Source organism: Stenotrophomonas sp. RIT-551 (assembly GCF_026241915.1).
In the GTDB taxonomy this organism is placed as follows: Bacteria; Pseudomonadota; Gammaproteobacteria; order Xanthomonadales; family Xanthomonadaceae; genus Stenotrophomonas; species Stenotrophomonas bentonitica_A.
In genome coordinates this window covers 12810-36075 of the sequence record NZ_JAPJIU010000016.1, presented here as the reverse complement: position 1 = coordinate 36075, position 23266 = coordinate 12810, and the positions used below count along the sequence as shown (strand labels likewise).

Genomic DNA, 23266 nt, shown 5'->3' with positions numbered 1-23266 from the left:
CCAGTCTCAGCGCGCCAGTGCCTTGGTGATGGCAGCCTCGGCCAGCGGCACCATCTTCGCGTAACCGGTCGGCGTGGGATGCACGCCATCGCTGGCCAACTCGGGGTCGAGGCCGCCGTCCTTGTTGGTCAGGGCCGTGTGGTAGTCCAGATAGACCACGCCCTGTTGCTCGGCATACGCGCGCAGGGCCTTGTTGAGCGCGGTCACTTTGCCGGCGGGCTGCGCGCCCGGCTGCCACGGGTAATCGCTGACCGGCAGCACCGAGGCGAGCACGATGCGGATGTTGTGCGCCTGCGCCAGTTCCACCATCGCGTGCAGGTTGTCTTCGATCATCGCCTGCGTGGTCGGCCCGGTGTTGCCGGCGATATCGTTGGTGCCGGCGAGGATCACCACCAGCGCCGGTTTCAGCGCGATGACATCCTGCTGGAAGCGCACCAGCATCTGCGCGGTGGTCTGCCCGGAAATACCGCGGTTGACGTACGGCTTGCCCGGGAAGAAGCGATCACTGCCGGTCGGTCCCCAGCCTTCGGTGATCGAATCGCCGTAGAACACCACCCGCTTGGTCCCAGGCGCAACGGGTGCCAGCGCGGCGTTCTCGGCGCGGTAGCGCTGCAGCTGCGGCCAGTCCAGCAGGCGCTGCTGCATCTCCGTGATCTGTGCGGGCGTCGCCTTGTCGGCAGGCACCAGATACAGCGGATTGATCGCAGGACCATCCTGCGCCTGGGCCAGTGGGTGAAGCGCGCACAGCACCAAGCCGGCGGCAAGGGCGAAGGGACGGGTCAAGGCTGGCACGGTGCGGCGCTCCGGTAAGGGCAAGCCAGCAGTCTCAGCGATCCGCCACCAGCGATTCAAGCTGCAGCGCGACGCGATCGAACGGGCCGATGTCACGCATCGCCCGGCACATCGCCACCGCGCCCTCCACGCTGGCGATGATCATGGTCGCCAGCGCGTGCGCCTGGCCGGGCGTACGGGCGTCGGTGCACAGCGCCTCGCTCAGCCGGGCTTCCCAGCAGGCAAACACGGCGGCGGCCGCCCGCTGCGCATCGTCGGGCGCCGCATCGATCGGCTCTTCAACCGCAGCCGCCAGCACCGGGCAGCCCGCATGGAAGTCCGAACGGATCAACCGCTCGCGCCACATCGCCAGAAACAGCGAAAGCCCCTCGGCACCACCGGCCTGCAGGCAAGTGGCCAGCACGCCGTCGACTTTGGCGCCGGCCAACGTGGTCGCCTCGGCCAGCACCTGTTGCTTGCCGCCCGGGAAATGGTGATAGGTGGACCCGAATGGCGCCTGCGCGCGTTTGGCCACTTCGCGCACACTGGAGGCATTGAGCCCATACGTGGCCAGCATTTCCGCTGCCGCAGCCACCACACGTTGCGGGGCATCGGAATGGCGTGCGCTCATGGCCGGATTCCTTGCTAAGACAGGTGTCCTAGACTAGCGTATTTGCATTATGACAACTGTAATAGAAATGACGGCCCGCTCATGAATCTCTGGTTCCGCCTGCTGCTCCTGCTGCTGTCCACCCCATTCAAGCCGAAACTGGCCGCGCCGTTTGCGGTGTCGCGACTGAACTTCCGGGTGCTGCCCAACGACATCGACAGCAACCTGCACATGACCAACGGGCGCTACTGGACGATCTTCGACCTGGGTCGCCTGGACCTGGTGTTCCGGATGGGCCTGGGCCGCGTGGCCTGGCGCTCGAAGTGGGCGCCCATCGTGAGTGGCGGCACCATCCAGTTCCGGCGCGAGCTGAAGCCGTTCCAGCGTTTCGTACTGGAGACCCGCATGGTCGGCTGGGCCGGCACGCGCATCATCATGGAACAGCGCGTGTTGATCGGCGAGGAAGAGAAAGTCGCCACACGCGCGCTGCTGATCACCGGCGTCTACGACCGTCGGCACCGCCGCTTCGTCTCCACCGATCAGATGATGGAGGCCATTGGCGCGCCGATCGTGCCCTCGCCCGAACTGGGCAAGGCGGCCCAGGCGTTGCTTGCCGCCGAGATGGCGATGAAAGAGGACTGAGGTGGCGCCCCCCGACCGGGCATCCCAGCGGTCAGGCTGCGCGCCACGGCAGGATGTCCGCCTTCGTCATCATCGCCTGCTCGATCACGCGCAGGCACGTTTGCCCCGGGCTGACCAGATACCATTGCTCGCTGTTGCGCAGCAGCGGCAGGTCGGCGCGATGATCGGTATAGGCCATGCGCCACGGTGGCGGATAACCGCGTTCGGTCAGCATCGGAATCTTGTTCTCGCCAAGACAATGGTGCTCGCTGATCCACCCGCCCAGGAACGGCCGCAATGTCGAGGCGACCAGCGGCACGTCCTGCAGACCTTCGCGCTCAAGCAGCGCACGTGCGAGCGGCTCCCAGCAGCCGGTGGCGATGACGACCTCGTCGCCCTGCGCCAGATGCTGACGCAGTCGTTCCACGCCCTGCGCCAGGAACACCGGCTCCGGTCCTGCGAACACCTCGTCGGCATGCGCGACCGCCAGCGCCACCAGCGCCTCACGGCTGCGTCCGAAGGTGGCCATCCAGACCGCAAAGCGCACCGGCCGCCGGCGCGTGCGCGGCAGTGCCCAGAGCGGCACCAGCACCGGCAGTGCCAGCAGCACCCCGGCGATCCGCCATGGCTGGCGCCGCAGCAGCGTTTTGAAGAACCGGCTGGCGGTCTCCCAGCGGGTCAGCGTCAGATCGAAATCGAAGACCACTACGGTACGTTCGGACATCCGTGTCACTCCGTTCAGAAGACGCCCTGCACGCGCAGGTTGCCATCATCGGTGGGCGTCAGTACCAGCCCATAAGCCTCGTTTTTGCGGCTGAATCCTGCCGAGCAGATCGCGTCCCAGCCCTGCCCGCAATCCACCTCCGGATGCGCGGCGAAGCTGGGGTCGCCGTCGTTGTCGGGCGCTTCGGCGACCCACCCTGCTTTGAGCAACAGCGCTTTGGCCTGCGCGTAGGGCATATCGACGGTGACGCCGATCTCGGTCCAGGCAGGGGGCAGCGCGGGGGCATCTGCGGCGTGCGCGTGGCTGACAGAGAACAGCATGAACAGCGCCAGGAACATCGATTTCATCAGCATCACGTCGCGGGATGGGGCTGCACAGGATAAAGCGCAGGATGATCCCTGGGCGCGCATCGCACCGGCCACGTCAGAATCCATCCAGCGTCCGCAGCAAGGAACCGAAGGTCAGATAGAACGAATTGTACCCACCCTGTGCGCGGCCGTAACCGAGGAACACCGGCCCCAGGAACGTATCGGCGCCGACGAACAGGCTGCCGGCCGTCTGCATGCCATCAAGGCTGACATCCTCGCGGCGCTGCCAGAATCCGCCCCACTCCACACTGCCGCCGACATACAGCGGGATGGTCAGCAGCGAATCGGCGTGCGCGACGCGACGGTAATACACCACCCGGGCCAGCGCGGTCTGCGGCGCAAAGATGGATTCTTCCGGATAGCCGGACAGATTGCCCAACCCACCCAGGAAGCCGTAGGTAGCCAGCAGGTCATCGCCACCGTGTGCGGAGGAGGCGCGCAGGCCCCCCAGCCAGCGGTTGTGACCGTGCGCCCATGCCCCATCCCACTGCACCCGCGTGACTGCGGCCGAGTTATCGGTGCCCAGCGCATCCAGGTAATGCTGGCGGGTCAGCGACAGGCGTTGGCCGCGGCTCGGGAAGGCGGAGCTGTCGATCGAATCGTGGCGCAGCTGCCAGCCGATGCTGCCCATATCGGCACGGTAGTTGCCCAGTTCGCTGGGATTGCCGACATCCAGCCGCAACCGCTCGCGTCCCCGCTCACCGAACAGCGCCAGTTCCCAGTCGGGGTGCGGCGAGTAGGCCCAGCGCAGTCCACCCAGCCACTGGCTGTAGCGGAACTCGGCGAGTGCGCCGCCGCGCATCAGCGCCAGGTCCAGATCGGTGGCGCGGTATTTGGCATAGGTCGACAATGCATGCCGGCCACTACTGCCGAATGGCCGGTAATACTCGGCGAAAGCCTCCTCGACTTCGCCCAGCCCGACGCGCAGTTTGAGCTCGGCGCCCTGCTCGCTGAGCCCAGTACGGGTCAGCTCGGTGATGAGCTGGTAGTTGCTGCTGCCATCGAAATCATCGGACAGGCGCAGCGCGAAATGCAGGAAATCCGGACCCCAACGTTTGTCCTGCGGCGCAAGCACCAGGCCCTGTTGCCCGTCGCGCTCTTCCAGCCGCCACTGCACCTGCTGGTAGCGGCCTTCGCCGTAGGCCGTGGCCACGTTCTGCTCCACGCGGTCCGGCGCCAGCGGCCGGCCGACCTCCGGTTTCAGGCGCTGCTCGATGTAGCGCGCGGTACGTGTCTTATCGTGCAGCACATCGATGAAGGCCACGATCGGCGCTTCATACGCCGGCGGCCGATGCTGGCGCTGGAAGGCGGCGTAGCGGCCGTCGTCCACCTGGAAGCGTCGGACGGAGACCACCTCGGCCTGTGCGGCCTGCTCTCCCACTCCCACCGCCTGCGGTGAACGGTTGAAATCCTGGCTGCCCATGTCGCCCAGCGGCGGCGTGATCAGCAGATCCTGTGGCCCCAGGGTGGCCAGCTGCGCGAGTACTTCGCGCTGCATCAGCACGCTGGCCATCTGGTGGCTGATCGCCAGCGGCGAATCCAGTTGCGCCTCGGTCATCAGCGGCGAGCCGACCCGCGACACGATCAGTCGCTGCGCCCCCAGGCGGCGCGCCTCATCGATGGGCACGTTGTCGACCACACCGCCATCGACCAGCAGATGATCCTCATAACGCACCGGCGCAAACACGCCCGGCACCGACATGCTCGCGCGGATCGCCAAGGCCAGATCGCCCTGCGCGAACACGACTTTCTCGCCGCTGACGATGTCCGTGGCAATCGCCCGGAACGGAATCGGCAGCCGGTCAAAATCGCGCACCTGCCAGGTCGGCAGCAACAGGCGGCGCAGCAGCATCTCCAGCTTTTGGCCCTGGATCAGGCCCTGCGGGAACGCGATCCTGCCGTTGCTCAGACCGACCTCCACGCCGCCCAGCAGACGCAGGTCATCTTCCTTGCGGCGCATGCTGCGCTCGTCGCGCGGCGGCTTGTCGCGCAGCACCTCGGCCCAGTCGATCCGGTCCAGCACCGCCTCGATCTCATCGGCGGTGTAGCCGGAGGCATACAGGCCGCCGACCACCGCGCCCATTGAGGTGCCGACGATGCAGTCGATCGGCACGCGCTCGCGCTCCAGTACCTTGAGCACACCGATGTGGGCCGCGCCGCGCGCACCGCCGCCGCCGAGCACCAGGCAGGTGCGGGGGCGGTCCGGGTCCTGCACCAAAGGAGCAGGATGCACTGGAGCGCTCTGCGCGACCGCCAGCAGCGGAGCACACATCAGTGCCGCCAAGGCGAACAGCCCGCCGCGGAGATCACGCCGCAGGGCGGTGCCGGTGGCTTGTGTCGGTGTCTGCTGCATTCGATCCATCGCTCCCGGTACCCGTCGCCCCTTGGAGCGCACTTTGCCTGCCGCGCCCGGCGAGGTCCAGCCGCGGTGCCTGGGTCCTGTATCTCAACTGCCGTTGGAAACAAACCCCACCATCGCCACGACGAGGCAGACCAGGCCGCCTGCCAGCGGCAGATACGTTGCCCATACCGGCGCGCCCTGGCCGAGCGCGAACGCGACGAACGACTCCCGCACGCTTCGGCCGGTCAGAAACGGAATGATGACCAGTGCAGAGAGGGGCAACAACGAGGCGAGCCCGAACGCCAGGAATGCCGGGCGGTGATCGTTGCTGGCGAATCCACCCAGCGGGTACAAGGCCAGACCCCCCAGCAGTCCCACGAAGAGCAGGATGTTGGCGGTCCAGATCGTGGTCCGGTGACGGCGCCGCAGGGCGGCCCGGGACCAGCCACGGTAGTGCGTCTGCAACCCCCTCGCCCAGTACGCCACCAGCCACGTTGCGATCAGGCCGCCAGCGACACCGCTCACCGTCGGTCCCCAAGCGTGGATGTCCATGCTCACGTCCTTGTGCGTTTTTCGGCAGTGTAAGGCTGCGGCCGGCCTTGTATGTAAACACGACCGCCCATCACGGGCGGCCGTTACTCTGATGCCAGGCGCTGCCGAGGGCAGCCAACGTTACCGATGCCTCGGCTCAGCGTTTGGCCGGCGGCGCATTCTTCACATAGGTATCGAACCAGTTCAGCATTTCCGACACCAGCTGCTCATTGGATTCCAGTGCGGTGTACCAATGCGGTTCGTGCGGCAGCATCACCAGGCGGGTGGTGCCGCCATTGCCGCGGATCGCCTGGAACAGCTTGCGCGACTGGAACGGTTCGGTGCCCGGGTTCGCATCGTCCTCGCCGTGAACCAGCAGCAGCGGCAACTTGATCTTGTCGGCATAGAAGAACGGCGAGGCCTTCAGGTACACGTCCTGCGCCTGCCACACCGAGCGGCGTTCATTCTGGAAGCCGAACGGGGTGAAGGTCTTGTTGTACGAGCCACTGGTGGCGACGCCTGCCTTGAACAGATCGGTATGCGCGATCAGGTTGGCGGTCATCAGGCCGCCATGGCTGTGACCGGTGACGCCGACCCGGTTGCGGTCGACCACGCCCAGGTCCACCGCCTTGTCCACCGCGGCTTTGGCATCAGCCTCCAGCTGTTCCAGATACGTGTTGTAGGCGGTTTTGGGGTCGCCGACGATGGGGAACGAGGCGTTGTCGATGATCGCGTAGCCGGCCAGCAGCATCAGCCGGTACGGCGCCAGGCGGGTGAAGGTCTGCTGCGAACCGGAGACCTGCCCTGCCTGTGCCGCGTTGGCGAAATCGGCCGGGTAGGCATACAGGATCGCCGGCACGCGCTGGCCTTCCTTGTAGCCCGGCGGGGTGTACAGGGTGAACGACAGATCCACGCCGTCAGCACGCTTGTAGGTGACCAGGCGCTTCTTGATCTGGCGCACTTCCGGCGTCGGATCCACCAGGTGGGTCAACGCGGCCGGCTTGGACACGACCTGCGCTTCGCCCGGCTTGGCGTCGGCGACGTCCTCGCCAAGCAGGCGCACGAATGCATTCGGCGCATCGGTCACCGACTGGTGCCACGTGAGCAGGTGGCCCGGGATGGCGCTGAAGCCGATGAACTGCTCGTAGGCATCGGCATCGCTGCGGAAAAGACGCTCCGTCTTCAGGCTGCGGAGGCTGAGCGCATCCAGGAAGGGACGATCGCCCTGCGGCGAAGCACCCTGCCCGCGCAGGAAGACCGTGTTGCCTTCCTGACGCACCACGTAGGCGCCGTTGGGCAGGCGCTGGTACACGAAACTGCCCGGGTCCTCGTACAGCTCATCGCTGGAGAGATCCCACAGCAGCCGGCCTTCCTGCCTGGGGTTGTCGACGTTGACGATGCGGGTCTGGCGCCAGTGGCGGTTCTCGTCGTTCTCGTCGAGGAAGGCAACGTCCGGCTGCGCGGTCCAGGCCAGGCCTTCGAAACGCTGCGCGGTGCGGGCGATCTCGGTGGGCTTGGCGGTGAACGGGGCTTTGAGCATCAGCACGCGATCACGATGCGGAACGGTGACTTTCCAGTCGCCCTTGTCCAGAGCTTCGGCATAGACCAGCGTGGCCGGATCGGTGGCGCGCCAATCGAAATCGCGCGGGCCCTCCGGCACGCCATGCACCGGCACGCGATCGGCCAGCGGCAGGCTGGCGATCGGCGTGCTGCGGCCGCTGGTGATATCCAGCACGGCCACGTCATTGGCGAAACGCTGGTAGGTGACCGCATGCGAGAACGGTGCCTTGAGTGTTCTGGTCAGCACATGCACGCCATCCGGGGCGGCCCCGATGCTGTCCAGCAGCGCCGGGGCGCCGACGGTGCGCACGGTGTTGGAGGCGGTATCCACCACCGCCAGCTGCGACTGGCCGTAATAGGCGAACAGCGCTTCATCGTAGGCACTGGTCAGCGTATCGCGGGCTTCGTAGGTGCTGCTTTCGCCAGCCGTGCCCAGCGACTCCTGGATGTCCGGGCCGATCGCACCTTCGGCGCTCGGCGCCGGTCCCTGCTTGGCAGGCACCAGCTTGACCAGCAGCTGCTGGCTGCCGCCGAGCCACTGTACGGTGCTGCCGAAGATCGGGTTCAGCGCGACGTTGGGCACCTGGCGGACCTGGCCGGTCGCTGCATCGCCGATCCACAGCTGCACACTGTCATCGACCACGTTCTGGAAGGCGAAGCGTTGGCCGTCGGCCGACCACTGCGCCATGCCGGCGCACCCGCTGGGCAAGGCGACCTTGGTGGAGCGGCCACTGGCGGTATCGACCACGGTGAAGTCGCCCACGCACGGTGGAATGCCATAACCACCCGGGGTGTCGTGGCGGCTGCGGTTCTTCGGCTCCAGGCGCACGCCGGCCAGCTTCAGATACGGCTGGGCGACGCGGGTGATCGACGGATAGGTCTGCGTGGTGGTCAGCAGCAGGCGCTGGCCGGTCGGGTCGACGCTGGGCGTCGGCGGCGGCGGTGCCTTGAGCACCTTGAGCAGGCTCTCCGGCGGCGTGGCGTAACCGGCAAAGGCCGGTGCAGCGAGCAGCAGCCCGAAGGTGGCAACGGCAACGGCCGCAGCCAGCGAAGTACGACGGATCAGCATCCTTATCCCCTTGCAGTGTCAACGAGTGCCCGCAACAGGGGCATGACCCGAATCTAGCACCGCCGGGACCGGTGTGAATGGGCCGGAAGGGCCAACCGCCCGACACTGCAAAGCGAATCCTTCCACCGTGCCGGGTAGCGCCCCCTTACGCGTCACGCCCGGCCTTGGCCCGGCTAGAATGCCCCATGCGAACCGTGCACGCCCTCCGATATGTCACCCCGCTGCGCGAAGGCGGCTCCCTGCCCGCCGTGGTCGAGACCGACGACGACGGCATGGTGGTGCTCAAATTCCGTGGCGCCGGCCAAGGGCCGAAGGCCCTGATCGCCGAACTGATCGCCGGCAAGATCGCCCGCACGCTCGGCCTGCCGATCCCCGAGATCGTGTTCGTGGAGCTCGACCGCGAGTTCGCCCGGACCGAACCGGACCCGGAAATCCAGGATCTGATCCGTGCCAGCGAGGGCCTGAACCTGGGCAGTGATTACCTGCCCGGGGCGATCAACTACGACCCGGCGGCCATGCAGCCCGATGCCGAGCTGGCCTCGAAGATCGTGTGGTTCGATGCCTTCACCAGCAACGTGGACCGCACCGCGCGCAATCCCAACTTGATGGTCTGGCATCGCAGGCTGTATCTGATCGACCATGGCGCAGCGATGTATTTCCATCACGACTGGGCCAGTGCCGGTGAGGCCTGCAGGAAGCCGTTCGTGCTGATCCGCGATCATGTACTGCTGCCGTTCGCCACGCGGATTGCCGAAGTGGATTCTGCGCTCGCGGTGATGCTGCCCGATGCCGAAATCGAGCGGATCGTCGGCCTGGTGCCGGACAGCTGGCTGGTGGACGAACCCGCCTTCGACAGCCCGGCGGCTTACCGCCAGGCGTATATCGATTATCTGCAACACCGCCTTCGCGTACGCGCGGCTTTTGTACAGGAGGCCGTCCGTGCCCACACTGCACACCTATGACTATGCGGTGATCCGCGTAGTGCCCCGCGTGGAGCGCGAGGAATTCATCAACGTCGGGGTGATCGTGTCCTGCCCGGGCGCAAAGCACCTGGAAGCGGCGATCGAGCTGGATGTGGAGCGGCTGCGTGCCTTCGCGCCGACGCTGGATATCGAGGGCCTGCAGCCGTGGCTGGATGCGATCGTGGCGATCTGCCGCGGTGACGCGAACGCCGGGCCGATCGCGCAGCTGCCTGCGCGTGCACGTTTCCATTTCCTCACCGCCAAGCGCAGCTCGGTGGTGCAGATGTCGAGCACGCACGTCGGCCGTACTGCAGAGCCGACAGGCGTGGTCGAGCATCTGATGCGGAAGATGGTGCGGGTCCCGGCGTAGCGCCGCCGGGGCGGCGGCGCCGTCACGATTCAGACCGGCCAGCGGCACCACGAAAACGGATAGCCATGCAGACCGCTGGCCAGCCCCGCCCGCATCGGGAGGGACAGGATGTCGGTGGCGCGCGCAAGAAGGTCGCGCTCATCGCACCGGGAATGATCGTGGCAGCCCGGTTGCCAGATCCTGCCCTGGTTCGCATTGCGTTGAGTGAGCGCGTGCGCCGATCGCGATTTCAGCCAGCGGACCACACTCGTCATCGGGTGCCTGCGAAGCCGGAACAGCCAATGCACGCGGTCGGGCATGATGGCCCAGGCGAAAGATTCCGTGCGTCTTTCCGCGTCGGAAGCACGCAGCCAGCGCGCGACATCCTGCGCATTACCGTGATGATGGAACAGCGGGAATTGATGGGTGGTGACAGTGGTGACGACGTAGCAGGCATTTGACAGCGGACATCGCGCAGATCGAACAGAGATACTCGGCATCCGGCCAGCATGGCAGCGCGTGCCGTCCAGGCTCACCGGGAGAGAACGCGGTCCGTTGTCAGATTTCTGCGCGAAGCGCTGTAGTCGCGCAACGAGCGGCCGGGCGCTGCCCGGCCTTGCGTCAATGGAACGCCGGCCACATCCGACGCGGCGCCCCTCACCCCTTCGGCAACGCGTAGGCGATCACGTAATCGCCGGCCGGGGTTTCCATGAAGTGATGACCACCGGCCATGATGACCACGTACTGGCGGCCACCGAACTCGTAGATCATCGGGTTGGCCTGGCCGCCGGCCGGCAGCTTGGCATGCCAGAGTTCCTTGCCGGTTTTGAGGTCGATCGCGCGCAGCAGATCATCGGTCGCCGCGGCGATGAAGATCAGGCCGCTGGCCGTGACCACCGAACCACCGTTGTTGGGCGTACCGATCTCGATCGGCAGGCCGGAGCGGATGCCGAACGGCCCATTGCCGCGGGCGCTGCCGAACGGGCGGTCCCACAGGGTCTTGCCGGTACGCAGGTCGACCGCGCGGATGCCACCGTAGGGCGGCTGCTTGCACAGCAGCTTGGTGAACGGCAGGCGCCAGCCCGCGTTGACGTCGATGGCGTACGGCGTGCCCACCTGCGGATCGCCCGCGCCTTCGGCGCCGCCCTTGTCGGCGGTCACATCCTCGCGCGGCAGCCATCCCAGTTTGTCCGCCTTCTCGCGCGGCACCAGCCGGTTGTAGTTGGGCATGTCGTTGTAGTTGGCAACGATCACGCCACGGCGCGGATCCACGGCCACGCTGCCCCAGTCCGAGCCCCCGTTGTAGCCGGGATACTCGATGGAATGACGGTCCGCGGTCGGCGGCGTGTAGAAACCTTCGTAACTGGCCTTGCGGAACTGGATGCGGCAGACCAGCTGGTCGATCGGGGTCATGCCCCACATGTCGCGCTCGGTGAGGTCTGGCTTGCGCAGCGTGTGATACAGCGAGAACAGCTGGGTGGGCGAGCGCTGTTCCGGCTCGACGCCGCCCGTGGGCACCTTGCGCTCTTCGGCTGGGGTCTGCAGCTTGCCGGTGCGACGGTCGAGGATGTACATGTCGCCCTGCTTGGTCGGCAGCAGCAGGGCCGGGACTTTGCCGGCGGCGGTCGGATAATCGATGAGGGTCGCCTGCGAGCCCATGTCGTAATCCCAGACGTCCTTGCGCACCGCCTGGAAGTGCCAGGCCGGCTTGCCGGTGTTGACGTCGATCGCCACCAGCGAGGTGGCGTACCGGTTTTCGTTTTCGGTGCGCGAGCCACTCCAGTAATCGCCGGCCGAGTTGCCCATTGGCAGGTAGACCAGCCCAAGTTCGTCGTCGCCGGTCGCGGTGGTCCACATGTTGGGGGTGCCGCGGGTATAGGTCTCACCCGGCGGCGGTGCGCCGTTGCGCTCCGGGCGGACCATGTCCCAGGCCCAGCGCAGTTTGCCGGTGACGGCATCGTAGGCCTGGATCACGCCGGACGGCGCGTCGCGGCGCTGTCCGTCCAGCACCTGGTGGCCGGTCACGATCACGCCCTGCACGATCGCCGGCGGCGAGGTGATGGAGACATAGCCGGCCGGGCTGTCGCCCATGCCCACGGTGATGTCGACCTGGCCGTTGTTGCCGAAACCGGCGCACGGCTTGCCGGTGGCGGCATCGACCGCGATCAGGCGGCCATCCAGGGTGCCTTCGATGATGCGGGCGGCACAGGCGCCACGCGGCACCTGGGTCAGCACGGGCACGCCGCTGGGAACGGCCAGGTCCGCGGCCACATCGTTCAACGCGGTGTCCTGCGCGGTGGCGGGCACTTCGTAGTAGGAGACCCCGCGGCAGGCGGCGGTGTACGGGATCGACTTGTCCTTGATCTTCGGGTCGTAGCGCCAGCGCTCGGTGCCATCGGCGGCGTTGAGCGCGACCAGCTGATTGCGCGCGGTGCACAGGTAGAGGCTGTCGCCGACTTTCAGCGGCGTGGTTTCCGCACCCCAGCGCTTCTCCGGCAGGTCGCCAGTGCGGAACAGCCAGGCCTGCTCAAGCTTGGCCACGTTGTCCGGGGTGATCTGCTGCAGCGGCGAGAAACGCGTTGCCGCGTTGTTGCGACCATAGGCGGCCCAGTCACCGTCCACCGGGCGGTCGGCCGGTTGCAGGGGCGCGTCGGCCGTAGGTGCCAGGCCGGTGCTGGTCATCGGCTCGGGGAAGGCGCCCTGTGCCTCGGTAACACCATGTGGCACGAAGGCCAGGGTGAAGGCCGCCACGAACACCAGCGCCAGCACGCCGGCGATGCCGCGCGAGACCTTGCGCGACACCGGGCGATCCAACGTCGGCAGCAGCAGCGACAGCACGAAGCCGATCGCCACGATCAGGCCCAGGCGCGGCACCCAGCGCCAATAGTTGCTGCCCGACTCCCACCACGTCCACAGCAGCGTGCCGACGAACACCAGCGCGAACCACAGCGCGCCGCTGTAGCGGCCCCGCCACAGCTGCACGCCGGAGATCAGCAGGCCGACGCCGGCCAGCACGTAATACCAGGAACCACCGAGGCTGGCGAGCCAGGCGCCACCTGCGGTGAATACAACGCCCAGCAACAGAATGACAATTGCCAGCACGGCCACCAGCCAATGGCGGGGGCGGCGGGTCTGCGTCGTGGTGGACATCGGTTTCTCCTGAAGCGCGAAGATCGCCGACGTTGCCGCCGGCCCCGCGGCTCTTATCCCACCGGGGTCGTGAACGTTGCGCGTTCTTTGCTGCAGCCGCCAGCGTCGGCACAGCCGACGATGAAAGCGTGCAATCTCCCTGCCCCACAACGAAAAACGCCGGCATCTGCCGGCGTTTTCCGTGTCACTGCCGCAGGGGCTTACGCCTCCGGCGGTGCCACCACCGGGCTGGCCTCGACGGCCGCCGGTGCATCTTCTTCCACACCCTCATCCAGCGAGGCATCCATGCGTTCAACCGCCTGGAGCTTCTCTTCCTTGGACAGACGGATCAGGGTCACGCCCTGGGTGTTGCGGCCGACGCGCGAGATTTCCGAACCGCGGGTACGCACCAGGGTGCCACCATCGGAGATCAGCAGCACTTCGTCGCGCGGGCCCATCAGCACCGCACGCACCAGCTTGCCGTTGCGCTCGGTGGTCTGGATGCCGATCACACCCTGCGTGCCACGGCCCTTGCGCGGGTAATCCGGCAGCGGGGTGCGCTTGCCGTAGCCGTTCTCGGTCGCGGTCAGGATGTAGAGCGCGTTGTCATCGTCGGCGCCGTTCTCGATCACGGCATCGCCGCTGTCGATCACGGTCTCGTCGACCTGGCTCTCATCCTCGTTCTCGTCTTCGCTGCCGCCGGCACTCTCGGCCACGATCAGGCTGACCACTTCCTCACCCTTGGGCATCTTGATGCCGCGCACGCCGGTGGCGGTACGGCCCATCGAGCGGACCTTGTCCTCACCGAAGCGCACGGTCTTGCCGTTGGAGGCGAACAGCAGGATGTCGCGCTCGCCATCGGTCAGGCCGACGCCGACCAGCGCATCGCCCTCATCGAGGTTGATCGCGATCTTGCCGCGCGCCAGACGGAAGGCGAACTCGCTGAGCGGGGTCTTCTTGACCGTGCCGTTGCGGGTGGCGAAGAACACGAACTGGCCTTCGGCGTACTCGCGTACCGGCAGCACGGCCTGGACCCGCTCACCGGCTTCCAGCGGAATCCAGTTGATGATCGGGCGGCCACGGGCGTTGGAGCCGGCCTCCGGCAACTGGTGGACCGGCAGCCAGAACACCTTGCCCGCACTGGTGAAGGTCAGCAGCGTGTCATGCGTGTTGACCAGCCACAGCTGTTCGATGAAATCCTCTTCCTTGGTCGAGGCAGCGCTGCGGCCACGGCCACCGCGGCGCTGGGCCCGGTAGGCACTGACCGGCTGGCGCTTGGCATAGCCGGCGTGCGACAGGGTGACCACCACGTCTTCCGGGGCGATCAGGTCGAGGATGTCCAGGTCTTCTTCGCTGTGGCGGATCTCGGTGCGGCGCTCGTCGCCGAACTCCGTACGCACGTTGATCAACTCTTCGCGGATGACCTGCAGCAGACGGTCCGGATCTTCCAGGATATGGATCAGCCCGGCGATCGTTTCCAGCAGCAGCTTGTACTCGTCGGTCAGGCGGTCCTGCTCCAGCCCGGTCAGGCGATGCAGGCGCATTTCCAGGATCTGGGTCGCCTGGATCTCCGTCAGCTGGTAGCCGCCCGCGAGCAGGCCCACACCCTTGGGCAGATCATCCGGACGCGAGGCTTCGGCACCGGCGGCGCCCAGCATCGAGCCGACCAGGCCCGGCTCCCACAGGCGGGCGAGCATGCGTTCGCGCGCCTCGGTGGGGTTCGGCGAGGTCTTGATCAGTTCGATCATCTCGTCGATGTTGGCCAGCGCGACGGTCAGGCCTTCCAGCACGTGCGCACGCGCACGCGCCTTGCGCAGTTCGAACACGGTGCGGCGGGTGACCACTTCGCGGCGGTGGCGCACGAAGGCCTCGAGCATCTGCTTGAGGTTCATCAACTGCGGGCGGCCATCGACCAGCGCCACCATGTTGATGCCGAACACCGACTCCATCTGGGTCTGCTGGTAGAGGTTGTTCAACACAACTTCCGCCGACTCGCCGCGCTTGATCTCGATGAAGATGCGCATGCCGTCCTTGTCGGACTCATCGCGCAGTTCGCTGATGCCTTCGAGCTTCTTTTCCTTGACCAGCTCGGCGATCTTCTCGATCAACCGGGCCTTGTTCACCTGGTACGGGATCTCGGTGACGATGATCGATTCGCGGCCGTTGTCAGCCACTTCGACCTCGGCCTTGGCGCGGATGCGCACACGGCCACGACCGGTCCGGTACCCGGCGACGATGCCGGCGGTGCCGTTGATGATGCCCGCGGTCGGGAAGTCGGGGCCCGGGATGAACTCCATCAGGCCGTCGACGTCGATCTCGGGGTTGTCGATCAGCGCGATGCAGGCGTTGATCGATTCGGTCAGGTTGTGCGGCGGGATGTTGGTCGCCATGCCCACCGCGATACCGGCCGAACCGTTGACCAGCAGGTTCGGGAACCGGGTCGGCATGACCGTCGGCTCCAGTTCCTTTTCGTCGTAGTTGGGCTGGAAATCGACCGTTTCCTTGTCGATGTCGGCCATCAGCTCATGGGTGAGCCTGGACATGCGGGCTTCGGTGTATCGCATCGCCGCGGCGGAGTCGCCGTCGACCGAACCGAAGTTACCCTGGCCATCGACCAGCATGTAGCGCAGCGAGAACGGCTGTGCCAGACGCACCAGCGTGTCGTACACCGACTGATCGCCATGCGGGTGGTACTTACCGATGACGTCACCGACGATACGCGCCGACTTGAAATAAGGCTTGTTGGCGTGCGCGTTGAGTTCACTCATCGCGAACAGCACGCGGCGATGCACCGGCTTGAGGCCATCGCGCGCATCCGGGAGTGCGCGCCCCACGATCACGCTCATCGCGTAATCGAGGTAACTCTTGCGCATCTCGTCTTCCAGGTTGACCTGGATGATTTCCTTGGCGGTTTCTGCCATTCGGGTTCCGTTGTCTGGTAGCGGTCCAGTCCGTCACGACCGCCCTTTCGGGGCGGTTGCGCCGGAATCTCGATTAACCGTTGGATTCTACCACAGCGGGCCATTTTCCGCCCGCTTTTACGGGGGTTTTACCGGCAAGAATCAGGAACTTACGGGGGCGTTGGCGGGCGCTTGGGCAGGCCACGACCGTCGGTCGTGGCACTCGCCGCAGCCGGCCTCAGCCGAACGCGGCCTGCATGTTGGCTACCGTCGGGTTCAGGATCACCCCGCGCTCGGTCACGATTGCGTCGATCAGGCTGCCCGGGGTGACATCGAAGACCGGGTTCCAGGCGGCGATGCCCTCGGCCACGGTACGGGTGCCGCCCACGCCGTAGAGCTCGCCGGGATCGCGCTGTTCGATCTCGATCTGCTCGCCGTCGGCAGTGTCCATGTCCACCGTGGAGGACGGCGCCACCACCATGAACTTCACGCCGTGGTGGCGGGCGGCGATGGCCAGCTGGTAGGTGCCGATCTTGTTGGCGGTGTCACCGTTGGCGCAGATGCGGTCCGCGCCCACGACCACCCACTGCACCGCACCGGTCTTCATCAGGTGCGAGGCGGCCGAATCGGCGATCAGGGTGGCATCGATGCCATCCTGCTGCAGCTCCCATACGGTCAGGCGCGCGCCCTGCAGCCACGGCCGGGTCTCGCCGGCGAACACGCGGGCGATGCGGTGCTGGGCCATGCCGGCGCGGATCACGCCCAGCGCGGTGCCGAAGCCGGCGGTGGCCAGCGAGCCGGTATTGCAGTGGGTGAGCACACCGCTGCCGGCCTCTATCAGGCCGGCGCCCAGCGCGCCCATGTGGCGGTTGGCGGCCAGATCCTCCTCGGCGATGGCCTGGGCTTCGGCGGCCAGCACCTGCTGCCAGTCGGCACCGGCCGGGGCCAGCGCGCGGCGCATGCGGGCCAGCGCCCAGGCCAGGTTCACGGCGGTCGGGCGCGAGGCGTTGAGGCGTTGCAGGGCCGGCTCCAGCTTCAACAGCGCTTGGGCGCCATCGTCGGCCTGGACCTCATTGGCCGCCAGTACCACGCCCCAGGCGGCGGCAATGCCGATCGCCGGTGCGCCGCGCACGGTCAGCGCATGGATGGCCTCGGCAACCGCGTCGCTGTCGCGGCACTCCACGTGCTCGACGATGAACGGCAGTTTGCGCTGATCGAGCAGCTGCAGGCTCTCGCCGGTCCACAGGATCGGGCGGATATGGTCGTAACGGGCGTAGTCGATGTCGGTGGATGCGTTCATCGGGCCATTGTAGCGGCGTGCCGATGCAGGCGGAATCGCGCGCTCAGTTGACCGCGAACTCGGCGCGGCAGCCCTTGTCGACCCAGACCCCACGGCTGTCCCAGCCCCAGCTGCTGCCCTGCTCGCAGGGGGTGCCGGAGAGCTGCTTGTTGAGCGTGACACCGTGGGTGATCCCGGCGCCACAGAAGCGGCGCTGGCGCGACTTGGACTCGCATACCAGGATGCGTGGCACGTTGAGGAACCCGCTGCCATCGGCGGCACCGACCTCGAACTCGCCCTGGCAACCGCGGGTCACCCAGATCTCATTGCGGCGATAGCCCCAGCTGTGGCCTTCGCGGCACGGCAGCGAGGTGAGCTGGCGCAGCAGACGCACCGGCGCGCCCTGCAGCACGACCGGGCAGCTCTGCGGGCGCCCGTTGGATTCGCAGCGCACCACCCGCCGCGTGCGGCGTTCACCGTCGGCACGCGGCGCGGCAGCCGCGGTACGCGCGCGGAACTCGGCGCGACAGCCCAGGGTCACCCAGACGCCGGAACGGTCGGTGCCCCATTCCGAGCCTCGCACGCAGCTGTTGTCGGAGAGCTGGCGGATCAGATCGACACCGCCTTCGGTGGGGACATCGCAATGCACCCACCCCATGTCCCGCGATTCGCAACGCACCACCTGCCCGGCATAGCCGCCGGCCTGCGCGAGCGCCGTTTCAGGCATCAGCGCAGTCCACAGCAACACCGGCCACAAGGGCATGCCCGCGCCTACCAACAGCTTCATCAACACGATCCCCGCCACGCCTGAACAATCACATGACCCACCTTCGGACATCCGGTGTGATCAGAGCATCATCATGCAGCCCGTGCAAGACGCGAATGCGTCAAAACGCCTCAGGCGTGGGCGAAATCGAAGGCCAGCACATCGGCAATGCGGCCGGTGCGGTTCATCGCCATCAGCAGCCGGTCCACGCCCACCGCCACCCCCGCGCAATCGGGCAGCGCCGGCAGGGCCGCCAACAGGTGTTCATCCAGCGGGGGCAGCACGTCGCCGCGCGCGGTACGGATGGCATGGTCGCGCTCGAAACGCGCGCGCTGTTCAGCCGCGTCGTTCAGCTCGTGATAGCCGTTGGCCAGCTCCACGCTGCCAAGGTACAGCTCGAACCGTTCGGCCAGCGGCGGCGTGCCCGGCCGAATTCTCGCCAGTGCCGCCTGGGTGGCAGGCCAGTCATGCACCACCGTCATGGTGTCGTCACGGAAGTGCGGTTGGATGCAGTGGGTCATCAGCAGATCGAGCCAGTCATCCCGGGTCAATCCGTCCGCATCGATGCGGACCTCGGCCAGCGGTGCCTGCAGGTCTTCCAGGCTGGCCTGGAACGGGTCCAGCCCGACGTGCTGCTGGTAAAGACCACGGTAATCGGTGACCTCCAGCGTCGCCTCGCGCTGGACCAGCTGCAGCGCATCGCGCACGAGGGCGGCGGTCTCGTCGATCAGGCGACGGTGGTCCCAGCCGATCCGGTACCACTCCAGCATGGTGAACTCGGGATTGTGGCGGCCGCCGGCTTCGCCGTTGCGGAACACACGACCCAGTTCGTAGCAGTCCCCCACCCCTGCCGCGAGCAATCGCTTCAACGGGAACTCCGGCGAGGTGCGCAGCCAGCGTTGCGCGGTGCCCGCATCCACGTGCCCGCTGAAGCGGGTATGGAAGCTGTCGATGTTCGGCTCGGTATTGCCCGCTGCGGACAGGATCGGCGTTTCGACCTCGAGCACGTCGCGTGCGGCGAAGAAGCGGCGGATCAGTGCATTGAGCGTGGCACGCTGGCGCAGCGCGGCGATCACGCGCGCGCGTCCTTCAAGCGCTGGGCCAGCGGCAGGGTCAGCAGATCGCGGGTGTCATCCACGTAGCCGGTGGCCAGGTACAGGCGTCGCGCCAGTTCGTTGTGATGGTTCACTTCCAGGCGCATGCGCTCCACGCCACGTGCGTTGGCGCGCTGCTCGAGGATGGCCAACGCCTGCTTGCCGCGGCCCCGCCCACGCGCGGCATGGCTCAGGTACAGCTCATCGAGCAACGCGAAGTGGCCGCCCTGCTCCAGGCTGAAGCCCATCGCCAGTGCTCCATAGCCCACCACCGCGCCGGCCTCGTCCAGCCACAGCAGCACTTCACCGTTGCGCGGATCTTCCAGCAACGCGGCCAGCGCGTTCCGCACACGGGTGTCTTCGAAGTCGAGTTTGTCTTCGGCGTAGAAATCACGCATCAGCCCGATCAGCAGCTCGGTGTCGGCGACGGTGGCCAGGCGGAAATCGAGGGGGACGGTCTGCATGCGGTTTCTCTTGTTCAGTGCTGCGCGAGGAAGGCGACCAGCTGGTCTTCGTCCCAGACCGGCACGCCCAGCTCCTGCGCCTTGGTCAGCTTGGAACCGGCCTCGGCACCGGCGACCACGAAGGAGGTTTTTTTCGACACACTGCCAGCCACCTTGGCGCCGAGCGCTTCCAGCCGGGCCTTGGCCTCGTCGCGGTTCATCTGCGTCAGCGTGCCGGTCAGCACGGCGGTCTGGCCGTCCAACGGGCCGGCGACCTGGTCGGCCTGCTCCGGCGCCAGTGCCAGCAGCTTCTGGCGGTAGTCCTCGGCCTTGAGCAGCATCGGGCCGTGACCTTCGCTGTCGAGCCAGTCGGCCAGCCCGAGGGCTACCTCGTTCGGCAGGCCGGCGGCCACGAACCGCACCGGCTCGGCGTCCAGCACCGAGGCCGCATCCGGCAACATGGCCACCAGCTTCTCCGCGCGCAGCCGGGTGATGCCCGGAATCTCCGCTTCGACCAGCAGCTGCGCGAAATCCAGACCGTCCCGCAGCTTGGCGATCGGCGGGTGCACATCGCTGATGCGCACCTGGCCGACCTGCAGCAACGCATCGATCGCCTCCTGGTTGCCGGCCTGTTCGAAGAAGTGGCCGAGCGAACGCGCCACTTCGCCGCCGATGTCGGGCACGCGCTTGAACAGCGGCCACGGCAGATGACGGATCAGTTCGAGATCGCCGAACCAGGTCGCCAGCGCCTTGGCGGTGCTCTCGCCGACATGCTCGATGCCCAGCGCGAACAACAGCCGCTCCAGCGTGGTGGTGCGGCTGGCGTCGATCGCGGCGATCAGGTTGTCGGCCCACTTGGTCGCGATCTTCTTCGTGTTCCAGGCGAACGTGGCCGGCATCGCCAGCGCCTGCGCGCGCCATGCCTCGTCGCTGCCATCGAGCTTGAGGATGGCCCTCAGGTACTCGCCGCTGCCTTCCGGCGGCAGGTGCAGGCCGATCTGGCTGGCCAGCGCCTCGGGCGATTCGGCATCCAGCACCAGCTTGAGCTGCAGCAGTTGATCGCGCTGCAGGCGGTACAGATCGGCTACGCCGCGCACGATACCGGCGTCGACCAGGGTCTCGATGTACTTGCCGCCCAGGCCGTCGATATCCATGGCACGGCGCGAGGCGAAGTGCGCGATGGCTTCCTTGCGCTGCGCCGGGCAGCTCAGCTCACCCGAGCAGCGCCAGGCGGCCTCGCCCTCTTCGCGGACGATCTCCGAGCCGCACACCGGGCACTGCGAAGGCATCTGCCACGGCGTGGTGCCGGCGGGACGACGGTCGGCGATCACGCTGACCACTTCCGGGATCACATCACCGGCGCGGCGCACGATCACCGTATCGCCCACGCGCACATCCAGGCGCGCGATCTGGTCGGCATTGTGCAGCGTCGCGTTGGAGACGATCACGCCGGCCACGGCCACCGGCGCCAGACGCGCGACCGGGGTCGCGGCACCCGTGCGGCCGATCTGGATCTCGATCGCCTCCACCGTGGTGGTCTGTTCCTGCGCCGGGAACTTGTGCGCGATCGCCCAGCGCGGTGCGCGCGCGACGAAGCCCATCTGTTCCTGGCCGGCGCGATCGTCGAGCTTGTAGACCACACCGTCGATATCGAAAGCCAGACCGTCGCGGCGTTCGCCGATGTCGCGGTAATAGGCGAGCAGCCCGTCGGCGCCCTCCACCACCTGGCACAGGTCACTCACCGGCAGCCCCCACGCGCGCAGCTGCGCCAGCGTGGCCGAATGCGTGGGCGGCAGCTCGCCGCCTTCAACCTGGCCGGTGCCGTAAGCGTAGAAGCTCAGCTTGCGCCTTGCGCTCATCTTCGGATCGAGCTGGCGCAGCGAACCGGCGGCGGCGTTGCGCGGATTGGCCAGCACTTTGCCGTCATGCAGGCGCGCATCGGCGTTGTAGGCCTCGAAGTCGGCACGGGCCATGTAGACCTCGCCGCGCACTTCCAGCACCGCTGGCCAGCCCTCACCCTTGAGCACCTGCGGGATCACACTGATCTGGCGGAGGTTCGCGCTGACATCCTCGCCGGTGGCACCATCGCCACGGGTCGCCCCCTGCACAAAGCGGCCCTCCTCGTAGCGCAGGCTGATCGCCAGGCCGTCAAGCTTCGGTTCGGCGGAAAAATACAGCGTGCTGCGACGCAGGCGCTCGCTGATGCGGCGCACGAAATCCTGAACTTCCTCATCACTGAAGGCATTACCCAGCGACAGCATCGGCACCGCATGGCGGACCTCGGCGAAACGGGAGGACGCCTTGCCACCGACCTGCCGGGTCGGCGAATCGGCCGCGGCCAGCTCCGGGTGTGCCTGCTCGATCGCCTCCAGCTCGCGCACCAGCAGGTCGTACTCGACGTCGGGGATCAGCTGCTCGTCGCGCTCGTGGTATGCCTTGCCGGCATCCTCGATCTGGCGGCGCAGGACGTCGGCACGTGCGGCGGGGCTGGGGGTCATGCGGGAGGCGATCCTGGTGGGGCATTCAATTTTACCCCTCCCCCCGCTCCTGCGCGCAGTGAAGAACGCTTGCCGCCGATCCGCCGTGGCGCTAGCGTGCGCCGAACCCCTTGTTTCCGGTGCCCCGTGACCCCTGCCCCCGCCACGTCCCGTCGCTCGTTCCTGCAGCTGGCCGGTGCCGGCCTGGCGTTGTCCGGCCTGGGCGTGCTGCCTGCATCCGCCGCGCCGTCGCGTGCGCTCCCCGCCCGCACAGGACCGGTGCTGCTGAACTTCAACGAATGCCCATATGGGCCATCACCGGCTGCGCAGGCGGCGGCACGCGACATCATCGCCAGCAGCGGGCGGTATCTGTTTGCTCTGGCCGGCGAGCTGCGCGATCTGTTCGCCCAGCAGGAAGGCATCGGCAAGGATCACGTGCGGCTGTATCCGGGCTCCAGCGAGCCACTGAACCGGGCGGCCGTGCTGTGGACCTCGCCTGGTGCGGGGCTGGTGGTCGCCGATCCCACCTTCGAGGCGCTGGGCGATCTTGCCGCGGCACGTGGGGCCACGGTGGCCAAGGTGCCGCTGCGAGATGACGGGGCACACGACGTGCGTGCGATGGCGGCGGCTGCCGCGACGGTCAATGCCGGCCTGCTGTATCTGTGCAACCCCAACAATCCCACCGGTTCGATCACCCCGGCCGCCGACATTGCCTGGCTGCTGGCCAACAAGCCGGCCCAGACCCGCGTGCTGGTGGACGAGGCCTACCTGCAGTACAGCGAGCAGCGTTCGGTGATCGGCCAGGTGATGCAGCGCGACGATGTGATCGTGCTGCGCACCTTCTCCAAGCTCTACGGCATGGCCGGCCTGCGCCTGGGGGTGGCGGCCGCGCATCCGGACCGGCTGAAGGAACTGGCCAGCCTGGGCGACAACCCGTTGCCGGTCACCGCGATGGCGGCGGGACTGGCGAGCCTGCGTGATCCGGGATTGATCGCGCAGCGCAAGGCGGAGAATGCCCAGGTACGGCAGGAGACCATCGGCTGGCTCGGTAAGCGCGGCTTTAGCTGCGTGCCGACGGAAGCAAACTGTTTCGTGGTCGATGTGCGGCGCGACGGCGCGGCGTTCTCTGCGGCGATGGCCGAACAGGGCGTGGTCATCGGGCGCAGCTGGCCGATCTGGCCGCAGCGGGTGCGCGTGACGGTGGGCACCGCGGCCGAGATGGCGCGGTTCCGTGCGGCCTTCGACGCGGTGGTCAGCCAGAACAGGTAGAGC

General features: G+C 67.2%; 19 protein-coding genes. 4 read left to right on the top strand and 15 right to left on the bottom strand.

What is annotated here, in order from left to right; genetic code table 11:
* Positions 1-6 precede the first annotated feature (6 nt).
* Entirely contained in the window at positions 7-783 is a 777-nt protein-coding gene (locus ORK51_RS15700) for an SGNH/GDSL hydrolase family protein (protein ID WP_429000692.1), read from the bottom strand.
* A gap of 43 nt (positions 784-826) precedes the next feature.
* Entirely contained in the window at positions 827-1402 is a 576-nt protein-coding gene (locus ORK51_RS15695; RefSeq protein ID WP_266085700.1) for a TetR/AcrR family transcriptional regulator, read from the bottom strand.
* Between the two features lie 81 nt (positions 1403-1483).
* Here ORK51_RS15695 and ORK51_RS15690 point away from each other — a divergent pair, with 81 nt between their 5' ends.
* A complete protein-coding gene (locus ORK51_RS15690) occupies positions 1484-2023 on the top strand; it encodes an acyl-CoA thioesterase (protein WP_070425444.1) in 540 nt (179 codons plus the stop codon).
* 31 nt (positions 2024-2054) lie between these two features.
* Here the strand turns inward: ORK51_RS15690 and ORK51_RS15685 are convergent, their stop codons facing one another.
* The 5 genes from ORK51_RS15685 to ORK51_RS15665 form a co-directional block, all read right to left on the bottom strand.
* Positions 2055-2726 carry an HAD family hydrolase gene (locus tag ORK51_RS15685; protein WP_266085698.1) on the bottom strand — a complete coding sequence of 224 codons (672 nt, stop codon included), beginning with the start codon at positions 2724-2726 and terminating at the stop codon, positions 2055-2057.
* A gap of 14 nt (positions 2727-2740) precedes the next feature.
* Positions 2741-3160, bottom strand: coding sequence for a hypothetical protein (locus tag ORK51_RS15680; protein WP_266085697.1), 420 nt, complete (start codon positions 3158-3160; stop codon positions 2741-2743).
* Positions 3150-5447: a patatin-like phospholipase family protein gene (locus ORK51_RS15675; RefSeq protein WP_266085696.1), complete on the bottom strand. Its 2298-nt coding sequence runs from the start codon at positions 5445-5447 to the stop codon at positions 3150-3152. The genes ORK51_RS15680 and ORK51_RS15675 overlap by 11 nt, the downstream gene beginning before the upstream one ends.
* Before the next feature lie 93 nt (positions 5448-5540).
* Positions 5541-5987 carry a hypothetical protein gene (locus tag ORK51_RS15670; protein ID WP_266085695.1) on the bottom strand — a complete coding sequence of 149 codons (447 nt, stop codon included), beginning with the start codon at positions 5985-5987 and terminating at the stop codon, positions 5541-5543.
* Positions 5988-6123: 136 nt separating this feature from the next.
* Positions 6124-8595: a S9 family peptidase gene (locus ORK51_RS15665; protein ID WP_266085693.1), complete on the bottom strand. Its 2472-nt coding sequence runs from the start codon at positions 8593-8595 to the stop codon at positions 6124-6126.
* A 185-nt stretch (positions 8596-8780) separates the two neighbouring features.
* Here ORK51_RS15665 and ORK51_RS15660 point away from each other — a divergent pair, with 185 nt between their 5' ends.
* Together ORK51_RS15660 and ORK51_RS15655 are read left to right on the top strand one after the other, a co-directional pair.
* Positions 8781-9557 carry a HipA family kinase gene (locus ORK51_RS15660; protein ID WP_266085691.1) on the top strand — a complete coding sequence of 259 codons (777 nt, stop codon included), beginning with the start codon at positions 8781-8783 and terminating at the stop codon, positions 9555-9557.
* A complete protein-coding gene (locus ORK51_RS15655; protein WP_019184334.1) occupies positions 9535-9927 on the top strand; it encodes a DUF3037 domain-containing protein in 393 nt (130 codons plus the stop codon). Before ORK51_RS15660 ends, ORK51_RS15655 begins: the two co-directional genes overlap by 23 nt.
* Before the next feature lie 29 nt (positions 9928-9956).
* On the opposite strand, the gene ORK51_RS15650 is transcribed toward ORK51_RS15655, so the two are convergent.
* From ORK51_RS15650 to ligA, 8 genes are all read right to left on the bottom strand, one after another.
* Entirely contained in the window at positions 9957-10442 is a 486-nt protein-coding gene (locus ORK51_RS15650; protein ID WP_266085688.1) for an REP-associated tyrosine transposase, read from the bottom strand.
* A gap of 121 nt (positions 10443-10563) precedes the next feature.
* On the bottom strand, positions 10564-13056 hold the full coding sequence (locus ORK51_RS15645; protein WP_266085686.1) for a membrane-bound PQQ-dependent dehydrogenase, glucose/quinate/shikimate family: 2493 nt from the start codon (positions 13054-13056) through the stop codon (positions 10564-10566).
* A 200-nt stretch (positions 13057-13256) separates the two neighbouring features.
* Entirely contained in the window at positions 13257-15956 is a 2700-nt protein-coding gene (gyrA, locus tag ORK51_RS15640) for a DNA gyrase subunit A (protein WP_019184337.1), read from the bottom strand.
* A 217-nt stretch (positions 15957-16173) separates the two neighbouring features.
* A complete protein-coding gene (gene mtnA, locus ORK51_RS15635; protein ID WP_019184338.1) occupies positions 16174-17235 on the bottom strand; it encodes an S-methyl-5-thioribose-1-phosphate isomerase in 1062 nt (353 codons plus the stop codon).
* A 43-nt stretch (positions 17236-17278) separates the two neighbouring features.
* Positions 17279-18001, bottom strand: coding sequence for a DUF3011 domain-containing protein (locus ORK51_RS15630; RefSeq protein WP_019184339.1), 723 nt, complete (start codon positions 17999-18001; stop codon positions 17279-17281).
* Between the two features lie 110 nt (positions 18002-18111).
* The gene (gene epmA / locus ORK51_RS15625; protein WP_266085681.1) at positions 18112-19056 is read right to left on the bottom strand and encodes an EF-P lysine aminoacylase EpmA; all 945 of its coding nucleotides are present in this window, start codon (positions 19054-19056) and stop codon (positions 18112-18114) included.
* Positions 19053-19538, bottom strand: a complete 486-nt coding sequence (locus tag ORK51_RS15620) for a GNAT family N-acetyltransferase (RefSeq protein ID WP_070425456.1) — start codon at positions 19536-19538, stop codon at positions 19053-19055. The genes epmA and ORK51_RS15620 overlap by 4 nt, the downstream gene beginning before the upstream one ends.
* 14 nt (positions 19539-19552) lie before the next feature.
* Positions 19553-22015 (bottom strand): NAD-dependent DNA ligase LigA, encoded by a 2463-nt coding sequence (ligA, locus tag ORK51_RS15615; RefSeq protein ID WP_266085677.1) that lies wholly within the window; start codon positions 22013-22015, stop codon positions 19553-19555.
* A 126-nt stretch (positions 22016-22141) separates the two neighbouring features.
* Here ligA and ORK51_RS15610 point away from each other — a divergent pair, with 126 nt between their 5' ends.
* On the top strand, positions 22142-23263 hold the full coding sequence (locus tag ORK51_RS15610; RefSeq protein WP_266085675.1) for a pyridoxal phosphate-dependent aminotransferase: 1122 nt from the start codon (positions 22142-22144) through the stop codon (positions 23261-23263).
* Positions 23264-23266 lie beyond the last annotated feature (3 nt).